The organism is Janibacter sp. GXQ6167 (assembly GCF_041365945.1).
Classification (GTDB): Bacteria; Actinomycetota; Actinomycetes; order Actinomycetales; family Dermatophilaceae; genus JBGFSK01.
On sequence record NZ_JBGFSK010000004.1, the window covers coordinates 122,723 to 139,895 of the forward strand.

The window sequence follows — 17,173 nt, forward strand, 5'->3', positions numbered from 1 at the left end:
GCTGCGTGGCTGACCCTGCGACCTACCGACCGGCCCCGGGGACCATCCCGACCGAGCCCGGGGTCTATCGCTTCCGCGACGCCGACGGCCGGGTGATCTATGTCGGCAAGGCCAAGTCCCTCCGGTCGCGGCTGTCGTCCTACTTCCAAGATGTCGCGGGTCTGCACCCCCGGACCGCCCGCATGGTGCGCGCGGGCGCGAGCGTCGAATGGACGGTCGTCGCGACCGAGGTCGAGGCACTGCAGCTCGAGTACGCCTGGATCAAGGAGTTCGATCCGCGCTTTAACGTCAAGTACCGCGACGACAAGTCCTATCCCTATCTCGCGGTCACGCTGGGTGAGACCTACCCGCGCGCCCTCGTCATGCGCGGTGCCAAGCGCAAGGGCACGCGCTACTTCGGCCCCTATACCCACGCCTGGGCGATCCGCGAGACCCTCGATCAGTTGCTTCGCGTCTTCCCGATGCGGACCTGCTCGAAGGGGGTCTTTAACCGGGCAGCCGCCTCGGGGCGGCCCTGCCTGCTCGGCTATATCGATAAGTGCTCGGCGCCGTGCGTGGGGCGGGTCACCGAGGAGGAGCACCGGGCGATCGCCGACGACTTTTGCGACTTCATGGCCGGGCAGACCGGCAAGTTCGTGCGGCGGATCGAGCAGGAGATGCGCGCGGCCTCCGACGAGCTCGACTTCGAGCGCGCCGCTCGCCTGCGCGACGATTTGAAGGCACTGACCACCGCTCTCGAGAAGTCCGCCGTCGTCCTGCCCGACGGGACCGACGCCGACGTCTTCGCCCTCGCCGAGGATGAGCTCGAGATCGCGATCCAGGTCTTCCACGTCCGCGGCGGCCGGGTCCGCGGGCAACGCGGCTGGGTGGCCGAACGCGAGGCCCAGCAGACCGGGGAGATCGTCGAGCATCTCCTCCAGCAGGTCTACGGCGGCGAAGGGGGCGAGGGGGTCCCCCGGGAGGTCCTCGTCCCGGTGTTACCGCCGGACGCCGATGCCGTCGCGGCGTGGCTGGGGGAGCGGCGCGGATCCCGGGTGGCCCTGCGGGTCCCGCAGCGAGGCGACAAACGCGCCCTGATGGAGACCGTGGCCCGCAACGCCACCCAATCGCTTGCTCGTCACAAGGTCGCCCGAGCGGGGGACCTCACCGCGCGGGGACAGGCGCTGCAAGACCTCCAAGATGCGCTCGGTCTCCCGCACGCGCCCCTTCGGATCGAGTGTTACGACATCAGCCATGTCCAGGGGACGAGCACGGTCGGCTCGATGGTCGTCTTCGAAGATGGTCTCCCGCGCAAGGGGGAGTACCGGCGGTTCATCATCCGGGGCCAGGACGCGGCCGACGACACCCCGGTCCGGCAGGACGACACCGCAGCGATGGACGAGGTGCTACGACGCCGTTTCGCCCGGGGGGTCGCCCCAACCGAGCCCGAGGCGCCGACGGAGGGTGCGGACCCGGAGCAGCCTGCGCGAGAGCAGACCCGCCGCTTCGCCTACCCGCCCCAACTCGTCGTCGTCGACGGTGGCCTGCCTCAGGTCAACGCCGCCCAGGCGGTCCTCACCGACCTCGGGATCACGGACGTCGCCTTGGTCGGGCTCGCCAAGCGCCTCGAAGAGGTGTGGGTCCCAGGCGAGGAGTACCCGTTGATCTTGCCCCGCACCTCTCAAGGCCTGTACCTGCTGCAGCGAGTTCGCGACGAGGCCCACCGCTTCGCAATCGCCTTCCATCGCCAGCGGCGCAGCAAGGCGATGACGGCGAGCGCCCTCGACGCGGTGCCGGGACTCGGACCGACCCGCGCCAAGGCGCTCTTGGCCCACTTCGGGTCGGTCCGCAAGATCCGGGCCGCGAGTCCGGAGGACCTCACGGCGGTCAAGGGAGTCGGTCCTGCCCTTGCCGCCTCGATTGCGGCAGAGTTGGGGACGAGCCCGACCGAGCCGGCCATCAACCTCACCACGGGTGAGGTCCTCGACGAAGGAGAGACATCGTGAGCGAGAACTCCCCAGACCGTCCCGTCGAGGCCCTCCGCGCTCCGACCACGCCCGAGGTCGTGGTCGTGACCGGGATGAGCGGCGCCGGTCGCTCCACGGTGGCCAATGTGATGGAGGACCTCGGCTGGTACGTCATCGACAACCTGCCGATCCAGCTCCTGCCCGACCTCGTCGACCTGGCGATCGCCAACAAACAGACCCAAGACGTCCGCAGGGTCGGAGTAGTGGTGGATGTGCGGGCGGAGGGCTTCACCGATCTCGCGGGCGCCGTCGAACATATGCGCACTGCCGGCTGGAACCCCCTCGTGCTCTTCCTCGACGCCAACGACGAAGCTCTCGTCCGGCGCTTCGAAAGCGTTCGGCGACCACACCCTCTTCAGGGCAAGGGGCGACTGCTCGACAGCATCCAAGCCGAGCGGGAACGTCTGTCGGACCTGCGCTCGATCGCCGATGTCGTGGTCGACACCTCGGGGCTCAACGTCCATCAGCTCTCCCGCAAGATCCATCCGATCTTCGCCCGCGAAGGGCGCCACAAGGTCCGCCTCGCGGTGATGTCCTTCGGGTTCAAGTACGGCGTCCCCTTGGATTCGGACTTCGTCTTCGACATGCGCTTCCTGCCCAACCCCTTCTGGGTCCCAGAGTTACGGGCGCACACCGGCCGCGAGCAGGCGGTCTCCGACTATGTGATGTCGCAACCGGGCGCGCACGAGTTCATCGACGCGGTGGTGTCCCTCTTCGTACCGGTGACCGCGGGATATATCCGCGAGAACCGCAGCTACGCGACGATCGCGGTGGGCTGCACGGGCGGCAAGCACCGCTCGGTGGCGACCGCCGAGGCCCTCGCTGAGCGGCTCGCCAACGACGAGATCTCCACCTTCGTGGTCCACCGTGACCTCGGCCGGGAGTAGGTGAGATGTCGACCCGTTTCCCGCATGTCGTCGCCTTCGGCGGTGGACACGGCCTCGCTGCGTCGCTCGGCGCCCTTCGGCTGATCACCGAGGACCTCACCGCGGTGGTCACGGTCGCCGACAACGGTGGATCAAGCGGTCGGCTGCGTTCCGACTTCGGCGTGCTCCCGCCTGGGGACCTGCGGATGGCACTGAGCGCGCTCTGCGATGACAGCGAATGGGGCCACGCCTGGGCGGAGGTGATGCAGCATCGGTTCACCGGAGAAGGGGGCCTCGCAGGTCACCCGCTCGGCAACCTGCTGATCATCTCGCTCTGGCAATTGCACGACGACCCCGTGCGCGGGCTGGACCTTGTGGGCCGCCTGCTCGGCGCTCGGGGGCGGGTGCTGCCGATGTCGGCCGTCCCGCTCGACCTCGAGGCGCATGTGCTCGGAGCCGACCCTCACGCTCCGGATGAGGTTCAGGTCGTGCGCGGTCAGGTCGAGATCGCCGGGACCGAGGGCAGCGTCGAGTCGATCTCGGTGCTGCCGAAGAATCCGCCGGTCCGCCCGGAGGTCCTCGCCGCGGTCGCGGACGCTGATTGGGTCATCCTTGGCCCCGGCTCCTGGTACACCTCGGTCTTGATCCACTTGCTGGTCCCGGATCTGCGCGAGGCTCTCCTCGTCACCACCGCCCGCCGCTTGCTCACCCTCAACCTCGAGATGAGCACGACCGAAACTGCCGGCTTTTCGGCGGCGCAGCACCTCACCACATTGCATCGCACCGTGCCCGACCTGCGCTTCGATGCTGTCCTTGCTGATCCGAGCGTCGTCGATGACCGGGTTGGCCTCGAGCGGGCCTGCGCCGAACTCGGCGCCGAGTTGATCGTCCAGTCGGTCAGTCGGCATGGCCGTCCGGGTGAGCACGACACCCTGCGCCTCGCGGCGGCTTATCGTGACATCCTGCAATAGGTCACCTCACGAGGGTGACCAGTACTGACCGCCGACCAGGAGGACCCCCGCGATGGCGATGACCGCCAAGGTCAAGGACGAACTCGGGCGGTTCCCGGTGACCCGCACCTGCTGCCGCAAGGCGGAGGTCGCCTCGATCCTGCGTTTTGCCGGTGGGCTCCACATCGTCGGTGGCCGCATCGTGGTCGAGGCGGAACTCGACACCGCACAAGCGGCGCGGCGCCTTCGGCGCGATATCACCGACCTCTATGGGCACGAGACCGAGCTCCTGGTGCTTGCTGCCGGTGGGCTGCGGCGCGGTACCCGCTATGTCGTGCGCGTCGGCAAGGACGGCGAAGCCCTCGCCCGGCAGTCGGGGCTCGTGGACGCGAGCGGCCGCCCGGTGCGCGGGCTCCCGCCAAAGGTCGTCGGCGGATCGGCCCATGACGCCGAAGCCGCCTGGCGCGGCGCCTTCCTGGCCCGCGGCTCGCTCACCGAACCCGGCCGCTCGAGTTCGCTGGAGATTACCTGCCCCGGGCCGGAGTCCGCGCTGGCGCTGGTCGGAGCGGCGCGTCGCCTCGGAATCCAGGCCAAGGCCCGCGAGGTTCGCGGCGTGGACCGGGTCGTGATCCGCGACGGTGATTTGATCAGTGCCCTGCTCACCCGTCTCGGAGCCCACGACGCGGTGATGGCCTGGGAGGAGCGGCGCATGCGCCGGGAGGTGCGGGCGACCGCGAACCGGCTCGCCAACTTCGATGACGCCAACCTGCGCCGCTCGGCGCGGGCCGCCGTCGCCGCCGGGGCGCGCGTGCAGCGCGCCATGGAAATCCTCGGCGAGGAGATCCCGGACCATCTGCGCGAGGCCGGCGAACTTCGCCTCACCCACAAGCAGGCATCACTGGAGGAGCTGGGCGAGCTCGCGGACCCCCCGATGACCAAGGACGCGGTGGCCGGGCGCATCCGGCGCCTGCTCGCGATGGCCGACAAGCGCGCCGCCGAGCTCGGGGTCCCGGACACCGAGGCGAGCCTCACCCCCGACATGCTCGACGGCTGACGGCACACCCCCTTCGATATCGGTCACCAACCGTTCATCTCTCGCGCCCGACCACGATGTGCCCCGCGACACGCCAAGGAATAGGGTGGAGGGGACCGATGACGGGCCGCGATGACGCGGCCACCACAAAGGGAAGGCAACACCACCAATGACTGTTCGCGTTGGCATCAATGGATTTGGCCGAATCGGCCGCAACTTCTTCCGCGCCGTCAAGGCCTCGGGCGCCGACATCGAGATCGTCGCCGCGAACGACCTGATGGACAACAAGACCATCGCCCACCTCCTGAAGTACGACTCGGTCCTCGGTGTCCTTGACGCCGACGTCAGCTACGACGACGACTCGATCACCGTCGACGGCAAGCGCATCCGCGTCTTCGCCGAGAAGGACCCGGCCCAGATCGGTTGGGGCGACGAGAACGTCGACGTCGTCGTGGAGTCCACCGGCTTCTTCACCGACGCCGAGGCAGCTAAGGCCCACATCGACGGTGGCGCCAAGAAGGTCGTCATCTCGGCCCCCGCCAAGAACGAAGACGTCACGATCGTGATGGGCGTCAACGACGGCGACTACGACCCCGAGAAGCACAACGTCATCTCCAACGCGTCGTGCACGACCAACTGCCTCGCCCCGATGGCCAAGGCCCTCAACGACAAGCTCGGCATCGTCAAGGGCCTGATGACCACGGTCCACGCCTACACCTCGGACCAGAACCTCCTCGACGGCCCGCACCGCGACCCGCGTCGCGCCCGCGCCGCTGCTCTGTCGATCATCCCGACCTCGACCGGTGCCGCCAAGGCGATTGGCCTCGTCATGCCGGAGATGAAGGGCAAGCTCGACGGTTACGCGCTGCGCGTGCCGACCCCGACCGGTTCGGCCACCGACCTCACCTTCGAGGCGAGCCGCGAGACCTCCGTCGAAGAGGTCAACGAGATCGTCAAGGCCGCCGCGGCCGAGGGCCCGCTGAAGGGCTACCTCAAGTACACCGAGGACCCGATCGTCTCCGCCGACATCGTGACCGACCCGCACTCGTGCATCTTCGACGCGGGCCTCACCAAGGTGATCGGCAACCAGGTCAAGGTCGTCGGCTGGTACGACAACGAGTGGGGCTACTCCAACCGCCTCGCCGACCTCATCACCCTCGTCGGCAAGAGCCTCTGACCGACCCGGCGTTCCTCCCTTAACAAGCGAAAGGCGGCTGACGGCCCGTGAAAACCATTTCCGACCTCGGTGACCTCCACGGCAAGCGGGTGCTTGTCCGATCGGACCTCAACGTCCCTCTGGACGGCGAGACGATCACCGACGATGGACGGATCCGGGCATCGCTGCCGACGATCAAGGCCCTGACCGAGGCGGGCGCGCGCGTCATTGTTGCCGCCCACCTCGGTCGGCCGAAGGGAGAGCCCGAGGCCAAGTACTCGCTCGCGCCGGTCGCTCGCCGGCTCGGGGAACTCCTCGGGCAGGACGTCACCTTCGTGCCGGAGACCGTCGGTTCGGTCGCCGAAGAGGCCGTGGCGTCCCTGAGCGACGGAGACGTCGCGCTCTTGGAGAACCTGCGCTTCAACGCGGGGGAGACCTCCAAGGATGAGGCCGAGCGCGGCGCCTTCGCCGACCAGCTCGCGGCACTCGCCGATGCTTACGTCTCCGACGGCTTCGGCGTCGTCCACCGCAAGCAGGCGTCGGTCTATGACATCGCGACCCGGTTGCCCGCCGCCCTCGGCGGACTCGTCCAGACCGAGGTAGAGGTCCTGCAGCGCCTCACCGTCGACCCCGAGCGCCCGTACGCGGTCGTCCTCGGTGGTGCGAAGGTGTCCGACAAGCTCGGGGTCATCGACAACCTCCTCGGGACGGCCGACCGGCTGCTGATCGGCGGCGGCATGGTCTTCACCTTCTTAAAGGCCCAGGGACACGAGGTCGGCAAGAGCCTGCTCGAGGCCGACCAGCTCGACACGGTCCGCGAGTACCTGGATCGGGCCGAGCGTGACGGGGTCGAGATCGTGCTACCGGTCGACATCGTGGCCGCAGACGCCTTCTCGGCCGATGCCAACCATGAGGTCGTTGCGGCTGACGCGATCCCGGCCGAGCAGATGGGCCTCGACATCGGACCGAAGTCCGCAGACCTCTTCGCGAGCAAACTGGTCGACTGCAAGACGGTCTTTTGGAATGGCCCCATGGGCGCCTTCGAGATGGCCCCCTACGCCGCGGGCACCAAGGCCGTGGCGCAGGCTCTCGTCGACGCGACCGAGAGCGGCGCCCTCACCGTCGTCGGCGGCGGCGACTCCGCCGCTGCCGTGCGTCAGCTGGGCTTCTCCGACGATCAGTTCGGCCACATCAGCACCGGCGGCGGCGCCAGCCTGGAGTACCTCGAGGGCAAGGAACTGCCCGGGCTCGCCGTCCACGAGACCAAGGAGAACTGACCAGCATGACGAGCCGCACCCCGCTCATGGCGGGCAACTGGAAGATGAACCTCGACCACCAGCAGGGCACCCACCTGGTGCAGAAGCTGGACTGGACGCTGCGCGATGCGAAGCACGACTTCGCCGCCGTGGAAGTGGCAGTGCTGCCGCCCTTCACCGATCTTCGGAGCGTGCAGACCCTGGTCGATGGTGACGGGCTCTCCCTTCGGTATGGCGCGCAGGACCTCTCCGAGCATGACTCTGGTGCGTACACCGGCGAGGTCTCCGGCGCCTTCCTCAGCAAGCTCGGCTGCACCTACGTCGTCGTCGGTCACAGCGAGCGGCGCGAGTACCACCACGAGACCGACGAGATCGTCGCCGCGAAGGCGGCCGCCGCCTACCGGCATGACCTCACCCCGATCGTGTGCGTCGGCGAGGGCCTTGAGATCCGTCAGGCCGGCACGCACGTCGAGCACGTCCTCACCCAGATCGAGGGCAGCCTCGCGGGCCTCACGCCCGAGCAGCTAAAGACCGTCGTCATCGCCTACGAGCCGGTCTGGGCGATCGGCACCGGCGAGGTCGCGACTCCCGAGGACGCGCAGGAAGTCTGCGCCGCGATCCGCGGGAAGCTCGCCGAGCTGCAGGACCAGGAGCTCGCCGATGGCGTGCGCATCCTCTACGGCGGATCGGTGAAGTCCAGCAACGTCGCCGCGATCATGGCGGGCGCCGATGTCGACGGCGCGCTCGTCGGTGGCGCCTCGCTCGACCCGGAGGAGTTCGCCGGGATCGCGCGCTACCAAAGCCACGTGACCGGCTGACGGTCACCGGTAAAGTCATCGCCCTCTCGGGTGCGTCGGCCTCCGTCGACGCACCCGAGAGGTATCCTCTAGCCGGGCGCTACCGCCCGAGCATCGACGACCAGGACGAAGAAGAGAACCCGTGGACGTAGTACGCATTGGCCTGCAGGTGATCCTCGTGATCACCAGCTTGATCCTGACCCTGCTCATCCTCATGCATAAGGGCAAGGGCGGCGGCCTGTCGGACATGTTCGGCGGCGGGATGTCCACCTCTCTTGGTTCCTCGTCGGTCGCCGAGCGCAACCTCACCCGCTTCACCGTGGTCGTTGGCCTGCTGTGGTTCACCGTGATCGTCGGCATTGGCCTGATCGACCGCTTCGCCGCCTAGCGGCACAACCCCCTAATCGCCACGTAGGAGGACCTTGATGGCCGGTGGTAATGCGATCCGCGGCAGCCGAGTCGGTGCCGGACCCATGGGCGAAGCCGAGCGCGGCGAATCCGCGCCCCGGCTCGTCGTGAGTTACTGGTGCGCTCACGGGCACGAGGTGCGCCCGAGCTTCGCCGACGAACCCGGCGTCGAGATCCCCGAGCAGTGGGACTGCCCGCGCTGCGGATTCCCGGCCGGTAAGGACAAGGACAACCCGCCGGCTCCGCCGAAGGCCGAGGTCTATAAGACCCACCTCGCGTACGTGAAGGAGCGCCGGAGCGACAGCGAGGGCGCCGATATTTTGAAGGAACGCCTGAGCGAACTTCGCGGCCGGGGCCTGATTACCTAAAGACCACTCGCGGCAGCGGGATCGACCAGCCACAGCGTGCGCTCGGTCCCGCTCACCTGCGAAGCGGTGCTTTTCGAAGGGGGAGCCTCGCCCACGCCGTCGACGACGGCTTGCGCCTTGTCCTCACCAGAGACGACAAACCACACCTCGCGCGAGCGGCGGAGGGCCTCCAAGGAGAGCGATACCCGGTCGGACGGGGGCTTCGGGGAGTCGGTCACCGCGAGAGCGATGGCGTCGTCCGCGAGTTGCATCGGGTGGCCGGGGAAGAGCGAGGCCACGTGGCCATCTGGACCCACCCCGAGCAGGGTGATGTCGAAGGCTCCGCGACCGTGCTCGCGAATCGCTGCTTCGTAGGCGGCGGCAGCATCTTCGAGCGACCCGGACTCGTCCGGCCCCTGGACCCGGTGGATGTGCTCCGGCGGGATCCCGAGCAGCGACAGGCCCGCCTCGTCGTTTTGGGTGTCGTTGCGATCGGGCTCGCCGGCGGGTAGGTACCGCTCATCGCCCCACCAGATCCCCACCTTCGTCCAGTCGACGCAATCGGTGATCCCTGACTCATAGGCCGCCGCGACCACGGCCGAACCCATCGAACCCCCGGTGAGGCCCACCTCGGCCCAGCCTCGTTCGGCCTGGGCCGCCTGGATCGACAAGACGAGGCGCATCCCGGTCGCCCGGGCGAGCTGCGCCCGGCTCGGGTGGACCATCACGATGCCGCTCATCGCTTCTCCGCCGTCACCATCGTCGAGGTCAAGGCGGTCGCCGCTTCCTCGGCGAGTCGGCGGGCCACCTGACGGGATTCGGATACCGAGGGAGCAATGCCCTTGTCGATGGCCGCTGTCATGGTCATCCGGCGGGCGGTCACCTCGCCCAGGCCGCGGGTGAGAGCCTCCTCGTAGACCTCGTCGGCGTCGAGGCGGCTGAGTTCGTCGGCGAGGCACTCGACGTCGGAGCGGTGCGCCAACGCGATCGAGCGTTCCGGCTGGTCAGGGGCCGACAGGATCGCCGTCTCCCCATCCTGCGGTCGGACGAGATCGATATCGCCCGACGCCCGGGTGAGCCGCACGCTGATCACTCCCGTGCGACTGCGCGAACGCACCGTCGAGACCGGGCACTTCAGGCGCGCCGCGAGCCATCCGGCCAGCAGGTCGACCGAGGGCGAGTCCTCGGCCCCGACGACGACCGCCGACTCGACCTCTTGGTAGGGAGGACGGTCGAGCGCCGCCGCCAAGAGGCCGCGCCACAGCGTGATCCGCGCCCAGGCGAGATCGGTGTCGCCGGCCTCATAGGTCTCGGCGAGCTTACGCAGAGCCGAGCGAGGGGCGGCTCCGGTGCGCGTGATGTCGGTGATCCGGCGCTGGGCCATCGCGCCGACCGGGTCCTCGCTGGCATCGGCGGGAGGCCGGTTCGGCCACCAGGCGACCACGGGGGAGTCGGGCAGCAGAAGGGGGATCACGACGCTGCGGGCGTGCTTGGTGAGCGGCCCGAAAAGGCGCAGCACCACCACTTCGCTCGCTCCGGCGTCCCCACCCACCCGGATCTGCGCGTCGAGGCGCGACAGGCCCCGCCCATCACCGATCACCACGGCGACGATGCGGCTCGGGTGTTGATGGCTCGCGGCACTCGCGACGGAGATGGCATCCTCGGCGTGTTCGTCGGCGACGACCATCACCAGGGTGAGGACCCGGCTGAGCGCCATCGCGCCGACATCCTCGCGCAGACGCACGAGTTCCTTGGAGACCTTCGAGGTCGAGGTATTGGGCAGGTCGACGATCACGGGATCCTCCAGCAGCGGCCGTCACGGGCCATCATCTCGTCAGCGGAACGCGGACCCCAGGTCCCGGCCGCATACTGCTCGGGTTGTCCGGCGCCCGCCCAGAACCGCTCGATCGGGTCGAGGATCTTCCAGGAGAGTTCGACCTCTTCGTGGCGGGGAAAGAGCGGCGGATCGCCGAGGAGGACATCGAGGATGAGCCGCTCGTAGGCCTCCGGGCTGGACTCGGTAAAGGCGCGCCCGTACCCGAAGTCCATCGTCACGTCGCGCACTTCCATCTGGTTACCCGGCACCTTCGACCCGAAGCGGATCGTGATGCCCTCGTCGGGCTGGACGCGGATCACGATCGCGTTCTGCCCGAGCTCCTCGGTCTCGGTATCGCTAAAGGGCAGGTGCGGGGCGCGCTTGAAGATCACCGCGATCTCGGTGACCCGCTTGCCGAGTCGCTTGCCGGTCCGCAGGTAGAAGGGGACCCCTGCCCACCTACGGGTCGCGATATCGAGGGTGATCGCCGCGTAGGTCTCGGTCGTCGAGTCCGGCGCGACACCGTCCTCTTGGAGGTAGCCGATCACTTCCTCGCCGCCCTGCCAGCCCGCGGCATATTGCCCGCGCGCCGTGTGGCGGCCCAGGTTCTCGGGGAGGCGAACCGCGGAGAGCACCTTCTCCTTCTCCGCCCGCAGGCTTTGCGCGGCGAAGTCGGTCGGCTCCTCCATGGCCGTCAGGGCGAGGAGTTGCAGGAGGTGATTTTGGATGACATCGCGGGCCGCGCCGATCCCGTCGTAGTACCCCGCGCGCCCCCCGATCCCAATGTCCTCGGCCATCGTGATCTGGACGTGGTCAACGTAGTGCGAGTTCCAGATCGGCTCGAACATCTGGTTGGCGAAGCGCAGCGCCAAGAGGTTCTGGACGGTCTCCTTCCCGAGGTAGTGGTCGATCCGGAAGATCGAATCCTGGGCAAAGACGTCCTCGACGATCGCGTTGAGCTCGCGGGCGCTCTTTAGGTCATGACCGAAGGGCTTTTCGATCACCACTCGGCGCCAGGAGTCACCCTCAGATTCGGTGAGCCCCGAGCGCTTCAGTTGTTGACACACCGGAGCGAAGAAGGCGGGCGGGATCGAGAGGTAGAAGGCGTGGTTGCCGCCGGTCCCGCGCTGCTCATCGAGATCGCGCACGGTCTTGGCGAGCAGATCGAAGGCCTCGTCATCATCGAAGGTGCCCGGCACGAAGCGGAAGCCCTCGGCGAGTGAGCGCCATACCTCTTCGCGGAAGGGGGTGCGCGCGTGCTGGCGCACTGCTTCGTAGACGACCTCGCCGAAGTCCTGGTCCTCCCAGTCTCGACGGGCGAAGCCGACGAGCGAGAAGCCCGGCGGGAGCAGCCCTCGGTTAGCGAGGTCGTAGATCGCCGGCATCAACTTCTTGCGGGCGAGGTCGCCCGTCACGCCGAAGAGGACGAGGCTGCACGGCCCGGCAATCCGGGGGAGTCGCTTATCGCGCGGATCGCGAAGGGGGTTGCGGTCCGCGCTAATTCGAGCCGGGCTCATGCGCTCGAACCACCGGCCACGGCGGCCTTGACCTGGGCGAGCCCACGGTCGTGGTCACTCAGGTGCAAGGTCAAGACGGGTCGCCCGTGGTCCGCGAGCACCTGCGCGTCGCCACCCGCCTGGGCCGCGATGAACTCACCGAGGGTGAATTCGCGTCCCGGGACCGGGAGATCCTCGCGCGGAACGTCGGTGATCTGCAGGTAGACCCCATTCGCGGGTCCGCCCTTGTGGTACTGGCCCGTCGAGTGCAGGAAGCGCGGGCCCCACCCGAAGGTGACCGGCCGACCGAGCCGCTCGGCCAGCACATCGGCCACCTCGGCCAAGGGGGCGTCCCCTTCGCGGTCGAGATAGGCCATCACGGCGACATAGCCGGTGGAGTCGAGTTGCCCGAGGAGGGCGTCGATGGCTTCGCCTACCGTCGTCACGGCACCCAGCCAGTCGCCGCCACGGTGGCTCATCTCGACCGCATCGTCGGTCGCGTCGACGCTCACCCCTTCGCTCGCCCCACCATCGAGCAGCTCCCGGGCCGCGGCCTTCGCGCTTTCGACATCGGGCTGGTCGAAGGGGTTGATTCCGAGCAGGCGGCCGGCGACGGCCGTGGCGACCTCCCAGAGCAGGAACTGAGCACCGAGACCGCCGGAGACATCCACCGAGGAGGGCGCATCGGACGGGGCGATGTCATCGTCGTCCGCGACCAGCCGGACGACGGTCGCATCCGCCGGCGGCGCGCTCCGGCCGGGACCGGCGAGGACGACGGGCAGAATGCCCTTGCCGTCCTTGCCCGTCGATTCGGCGATGAGCTGCTCGGCCCAGTCGCCAAAGCCCACGAGTGGGCTGCCGTGGTCGACGAGATAGAGCTTGTCCCGCAACGGGTCCGTGCCCGCCATCGCGGCCCCCAGGCTGAGCGCCGGGTTGCCGTCGTCATCGGCGGCGAGCAGGTCCGCCACCGCCTCGGCGTCGTCGAGGAGCGCCTCGATATCGGCGCCCGCCAGTCCGGAGGGGACCAGCCCGAAGGCGGTGAGGGCCGAGTACCGACCGCCGACGTCGGGGTTGGCATTGACCACCCGGAAGCCGTCGGCGCGCGACTGCTCATCGAGCGGGCTGCCGGGGTCGGTGACGATCACGAGGTGCTCGGTGGGATCGAGACCGGCGTCGGTGAAGGCCTGGACGAAGGCCCGGCGCTGGCTGTCGGTTTCCACCGTCGACCCGGACTTACTGGAGACCACGACCACCGTCCGCTCGAGGTCGGTGAGCGCTGCCCGCACGACATCCGGGTGACTGGAGTCGAGCACCACGAGGGGGAGACCCTCGGTCCCGCAGATCACTTCGGGGGCGAGGGAGGATCCCCCCATTCCGCACAGCACGACCCGGTCGATTCCCCGCTCGCGCAACTCCTCACGCAAGGCCGCGACCTCACCGACCAGCGGCGGCGAGGTGCGCGCAAGGGTGACCCAGGCGAGACGCTTACTGGCCTCCGACTCGGCCTGTGGGCCCCACAAGCTCGCATCCTGGTCGAAGAGGCGACTCGCGACCTGGTCGGCCACCAGGGTCGGCACGTGGGTCCGGGCGGCATCGGCGGCGGCGCCGGAGGCGACGACGGTCAGGCTGCTCATGGCGGTGTGTTCTCCTGATTCGTGGGGTTCGTCAGCGATCGATGGTGCGGGTTAAGGCCGGGGATCAGCGGGCGTCGTCGAGCGAGGCTTGGACACCGCCGAGCAGTTCGGCCCAACTGTCTTCAAACTTCGTCAGGCCCTCGGCCTCGAGTTGGTCGGTCACCTCGACGTAGTCGATGCCGAGCCGGGCGAGCTCATCGAGCAGCTGCTCCGCCTCGACCTCCCGGCCGGTCACCGTGTCCCCGGTAATCTCGCCGTGGTCGGCGACCGCCTCCAGCGTCTTCTCCGGCATGGTGTTGACCGTGTTCGGCGCGACCAGCTCCGTCACGTACAACGTGTCCGGGTAGTCGGGATTCTTCACTCCGGTGGAGGCCCAGAGCGGTCGCTGCGGGCGCGCACCATCGTCAGCGAGGGACTGCCAGCGCGGGGTCGCGAAGACCTCTTGGTAGGCGTGGTACGCCAGGCGAGCGTTGGCGATGGCGGCCTGGCCGCGACGGGAGAGGGCGTCGGGGGTTCCGATCTCCTCCAGGCGCTTGTCCACTTCACTGTCGACTCGAGAGACGAAGAAGGACGCGACCGAGTGGATCGCTCGGAGGTCCTTGCCCTCGGAGCGAGCCTGTTCCAGACCCTCGCAGAAGGCGTTCATGACCGCGCGGTACCGCTCGAGGCTAAAGATCAAGGTGACGTTGACGCTGATCCCAGCGGCAAGCGTCGCCGTGATCGCCGGGAGCCCTTCGACCGTGGCCGGGATCTTGATCAGGACATTGTCGCGCCCCACGGCCTCGGCGAGTTCCTTCGCCTGAGCGATCGTCGCCTCGGTGTCGCGAGCAAGGCGCGGGTCGACCTCGATCGAGACCCGGCCGTCGACCCCGTCGGTCGCGGCGAAGACCTCGGCGAAGACATCGCAGGCGTCGCGTACGTCGGTCGTCGTGAGGGCAAAGACGGTCTGGTCGACGTCGGCGCCGGAGCCAGCCAGCTCGGCCACTTGCGCGTCGTACGCCGAGCCTTCGGCGAGAGCGGCCTGGAAGATCGAGGGGTTCGTGGTCACGCCGACCACGCCGCGCTCGGCGATGAGCTCGGCGAGGTTCCCGCTCGTCAGGCGTTCGCGAGAGAGGTCATCGAGCCAGATCGAGACCCCAGCCTCGGCGAGGTCGGTCAAGGGACGTGGAGTCGTCATGTCAGTTCTCCTTCGCCGCGTCGATCGACTCGCGCGCGGCCTCGACGACGGCAGCCGGGGTGATCCCGAACTTTTCATAGAGGGTCTTTTGATCGGCGGACGCACCGAAGTGATCGATGCCGACGATCCGACCGGCGTCCCCGACGACCTCGCGCCACCCGAAGGGGGTCGCGGCCTCGACGCTGACGCGGGCCCGCACGGCGGCCGGCAGCACCTCTTCGCGGTAGGCGTCGTCCTGCCGAGCGAACCATTCCCAACTCGGCATAGAGACCACGCGGGTCCCGATCCCAGCGGACTCGAGCTCGTCGCGGGCGTCCAGCGCGATCGCCACCTCGGTGCCGGTACCGATCAGGATGACCTCGGGCACCTCGGTCGAGGATTCGGCGAGGATGTACGCGCCCTTCGCGGCGCCCGCAGCCTCGGCGAGCTTCGTACGGTCGAAGACCGGGGTGTTCTGACGCGAGAGCGCGAGGCCCGCGGGACGGGCATTGCGCAGGATCTGCGCCCAGCACACGGCCGTCTCGTTGGCATCGGCGGGCCGCACGACGTCCAGATCGGGCATCGCGCGCAGGGAAGCGAGGTGCTCGATCGGCTGGTGCGTCGGACCGTCTTCGCCCAGACCGATCGAATCATGGGTCCAGACGTAGGTGACGGGCAACTTCTGGATCGCGGCGAGCCGGACGGCGGGACGCATGTAGTCCGAGAAGACGAGGAAGGTGCCCCCGTACGGCCGGGTGAGGCCCTCCAGCGCAATGCCGTTGAGGGCCATCCCCATCGCGTTCTCGCGGATCCCGAAGTGCAGCGTGCGACCGTAGGGGCCGCCCCGCCAGGTGCTGGTCTGGCGGTCGCTCGGGATGAAGGAGGGCTCGCCGTCCATCGTCGTGTTGTTGGACCCCGCGAGGTCCGCCGAACCGCCCCACAGTTCGGGCATGACGGGCGCGAGCGCGCTGAGGACCTTCCCGCTTGCCGCGCGAGTAGCCATCCCCTTCGCGTCCGCCTCGAAGGTCGGCAGCGCCTCACTGAGGTCGGCGGGGAGTTCCTTAGCGACCAACCGGTCAAGCAGCGCGGCCTCATCCGGGTGGGCTTCCCGCCAGGCCTGGTAACCCTTGTCCCACTCCGCGTGGGCGGCCTGGCCACGCTCGACCACCTGGCGAGCGTGAGAGATGACGTCGTCCTCGACCGCGAAGGGCTCGTCCGGCAGGGCGAGGATGTCGCGAGTGGCCTCGACCTCCTCGCTGCCGAGGGCCGAACCGTGCGAGGCCCCGGTGTTCTGCTTGGTGGGCGCGGGCCAGGCGATGATCGTGTGCAAGACGATCAGCGTGGGAGCCTCGCTCGTGCGGGAACCCTCGAGCGCGTCGAGGAGGGCGTCGACATCCTCGACGTAGGTTTCGCCGTCGGCGTTGCGCCTCCAGTCCACCTCCACGACATTCCAGCCGTAGGCCCGGTAGCGGGCGCCGACGTCCTCGCTGAAGGCGATGTCGGTGTCGTCCTCGATCGAGATCTGGTTCGCGTCGTAGATCACAGTGAGGTTGCTCAGGCGCTGGTGACCCGCCAGAGACGATGCCTCGGAGGACACCCCTTCTTGAAGGTCACCGTCGGAGGCGATGACCCAGATGCGGTGGTCGAAGGGGGACTCGCCGGCCTCAGCGTCGGGGTCGAGCAGCCCGCGCTGACGACGCTGCGCCATGGCCATGCCGACTGCGGTCGCGAAGCCGGATCCGAGCGGGCCGGTCGTGACCTCGACACCCGTCGTGTGATGGACCTCGGGGTGGCCGGGGGTCGCCGACTCGAAGGTGCGCAGCGCCTTCAAATCCTCGATCTCCATGCCATATCCGGAGAAGTACAACTGGATGTACTGGGTCAGCGAGGAGTGTCCAGCAGAGAGGACGAACCGGTCGCGGCCAAGCCAGTGCGGGTCGGAGGGGTCGTGACGCATGACCTGCTGGTAAAGGAGGTACGCCGCAGGCGCGAGGCTCATGGCCGTCCCCGGGTGGCCGTTGCCGGCCTTTTGGACGGCGTCGGCGGCGAGCAGCCGCGCCGTGTCGACGGCCCGGACGTCGAGCGGGCCCCAGCCCGCCCGTTCGGCCACCGGGGCGGGCACGCGCCGCTCGGCGCCGTTGCGGGAGGTTTGTCCGGTATCGGTACTCACGAGATGCGGGCCTTTCGGTCAGGGTCGGCATAGTGCTCGACACCACACTAGACGCCGACGCGCGGTGCGACACCTCTGGTCA

General features: G+C 68.7%; 15 protein-coding genes. 9 read left to right on the forward strand and 6 right to left on the reverse strand.

Annotated elements, in window-relative coordinates; translation table 11 throughout:
* Positions 1–5 precede the first annotated feature (5 nt).
* The 9 genes from uvrC to AB8K43_RS07405 all read left to right on the forward strand — a co-directional run bounded on the left by uvrC (position 6) and on the right by AB8K43_RS07405 (position 8,840).
* Positions 6–1,985 carry an excinuclease ABC subunit UvrC gene (gene uvrC, locus AB8K43_RS07365; RefSeq protein ID WP_370892980.1) on the forward strand — a complete coding sequence of 660 codons (1,980 nt, stop codon included), beginning with the start codon at positions 6–8 and terminating at the stop codon, positions 1,983–1,985.
* Positions 1,982–2,893 carry an RNase adapter RapZ gene (rapZ, locus tag AB8K43_RS07370; RefSeq protein ID WP_370892982.1) on the forward strand — a complete coding sequence of 304 codons (912 nt, stop codon included), beginning with the start codon at positions 1,982–1,984 and terminating at the stop codon, positions 2,891–2,893. Before uvrC ends, rapZ begins: the two co-directional genes overlap by 4 nt.
* 5 nt (positions 2,894–2,898) lie before the next feature.
* On the forward strand, positions 2,899–3,843 hold the full coding sequence (yvcK, locus tag AB8K43_RS07375) for a uridine diphosphate-N-acetylglucosamine-binding protein YvcK (protein WP_370892984.1): 945 nt from the start codon (positions 2,899–2,901) through the stop codon (positions 3,841–3,843).
* Between the two features lie 52 nt (positions 3,844–3,895).
* On the forward strand, positions 3,896–4,876 hold the full coding sequence (whiA, locus tag AB8K43_RS07380; protein ID WP_370892986.1) for a DNA-binding protein WhiA: 981 nt from the start codon (positions 3,896–3,898) through the stop codon (positions 4,874–4,876).
* A gap of 148 nt (positions 4,877–5,024) precedes the next feature.
* Positions 5,025–6,032, forward strand: coding sequence for a type I glyceraldehyde-3-phosphate dehydrogenase (gene gap / locus AB8K43_RS07385; protein WP_370892988.1), 1,008 nt, complete (start codon positions 5,025–5,027; stop codon positions 6,030–6,032).
* Positions 6,033–6,079: 47 nt separating this feature from the next.
* Positions 6,080–7,288: a phosphoglycerate kinase gene (gene pgk / locus AB8K43_RS07390; protein ID WP_370892990.1), complete on the forward strand. Its 1,209-nt coding sequence runs from the start codon at positions 6,080–6,082 to the stop codon at positions 7,286–7,288.
* A 5-nt stretch (positions 7,289–7,293) separates the two neighbouring features.
* Positions 7,294–8,085 carry a triose-phosphate isomerase gene (gene tpiA / locus AB8K43_RS07395; RefSeq protein WP_370892992.1) on the forward strand — a complete coding sequence of 264 codons (792 nt, stop codon included), beginning with the start codon at positions 7,294–7,296 and terminating at the stop codon, positions 8,083–8,085.
* 121 nt (positions 8,086–8,206) lie between these two features.
* Positions 8,207–8,452, forward strand: coding sequence for a preprotein translocase subunit SecG (secG, locus tag AB8K43_RS07400; protein WP_370892994.1), 246 nt, complete (start codon positions 8,207–8,209; stop codon positions 8,450–8,452).
* 37 nt (positions 8,453–8,489) lie between these two features.
* Positions 8,490–8,840 carry an RNA polymerase-binding protein RbpA gene (locus AB8K43_RS07405; protein ID WP_370892996.1) on the forward strand — a complete coding sequence of 117 codons (351 nt, stop codon included), beginning with the start codon at positions 8,490–8,492 and terminating at the stop codon, positions 8,838–8,840.
* On the opposite strand, the gene pgl is transcribed toward AB8K43_RS07405, so the two are convergent.
* The 6 genes from pgl to tkt all read right to left on the reverse strand — a co-directional run bounded on the left by pgl (position 8,837) and on the right by tkt (position 17,091).
* On the reverse strand, positions 8,837–9,559 hold the full coding sequence (gene pgl / locus AB8K43_RS07410; RefSeq protein ID WP_370892998.1) for a 6-phosphogluconolactonase: 723 nt from the start codon (positions 9,557–9,559) through the stop codon (positions 8,837–8,839). The genes AB8K43_RS07405 and pgl overlap by 4 nt on opposite strands.
* The gene (gene opcA, locus AB8K43_RS07415; protein WP_370893000.1) at positions 9,556–10,614 is read right to left on the reverse strand and encodes a glucose-6-phosphate dehydrogenase assembly protein OpcA; all 1,059 of its coding nucleotides are present in this window, start codon (positions 10,612–10,614) and stop codon (positions 9,556–9,558) included. Before opcA ends, pgl begins: the two co-directional genes overlap by 4 nt.
* Complete coding sequence (gene zwf / locus AB8K43_RS07420; protein ID WP_370893002.1) at positions 10,611–12,152, reverse strand: glucose-6-phosphate dehydrogenase; 1,542 nt, start codon at positions 12,150–12,152, stop codon at positions 10,611–10,613. The genes opcA and zwf overlap by 4 nt, the downstream gene beginning before the upstream one ends.
* On the reverse strand, positions 12,149–13,765 hold the full coding sequence (locus AB8K43_RS07425; protein WP_370893004.1) for a glucose-6-phosphate isomerase: 1,617 nt from the start codon (positions 13,763–13,765) through the stop codon (positions 12,149–12,151). The genes zwf and AB8K43_RS07425 overlap by 4 nt, the downstream gene beginning before the upstream one ends.
* 64 nt (positions 13,766–13,829) lie before the next feature.
* Positions 13,830–14,942, reverse strand: a complete 1,113-nt coding sequence (gene tal, locus AB8K43_RS07430; RefSeq protein ID WP_370893006.1) for a transaldolase — start codon at positions 14,940–14,942, stop codon at positions 13,830–13,832.
* Between the two features lies 1 nt (position 14,943).
* Positions 14,944–17,091: a transketolase gene (gene tkt, locus AB8K43_RS07435; protein WP_370893008.1), complete on the reverse strand. Its 2,148-nt coding sequence runs from the start codon at positions 17,089–17,091 to the stop codon at positions 14,944–14,946.
* Between the last annotated feature and the right edge of the window lie 82 nt (positions 17,092–17,173).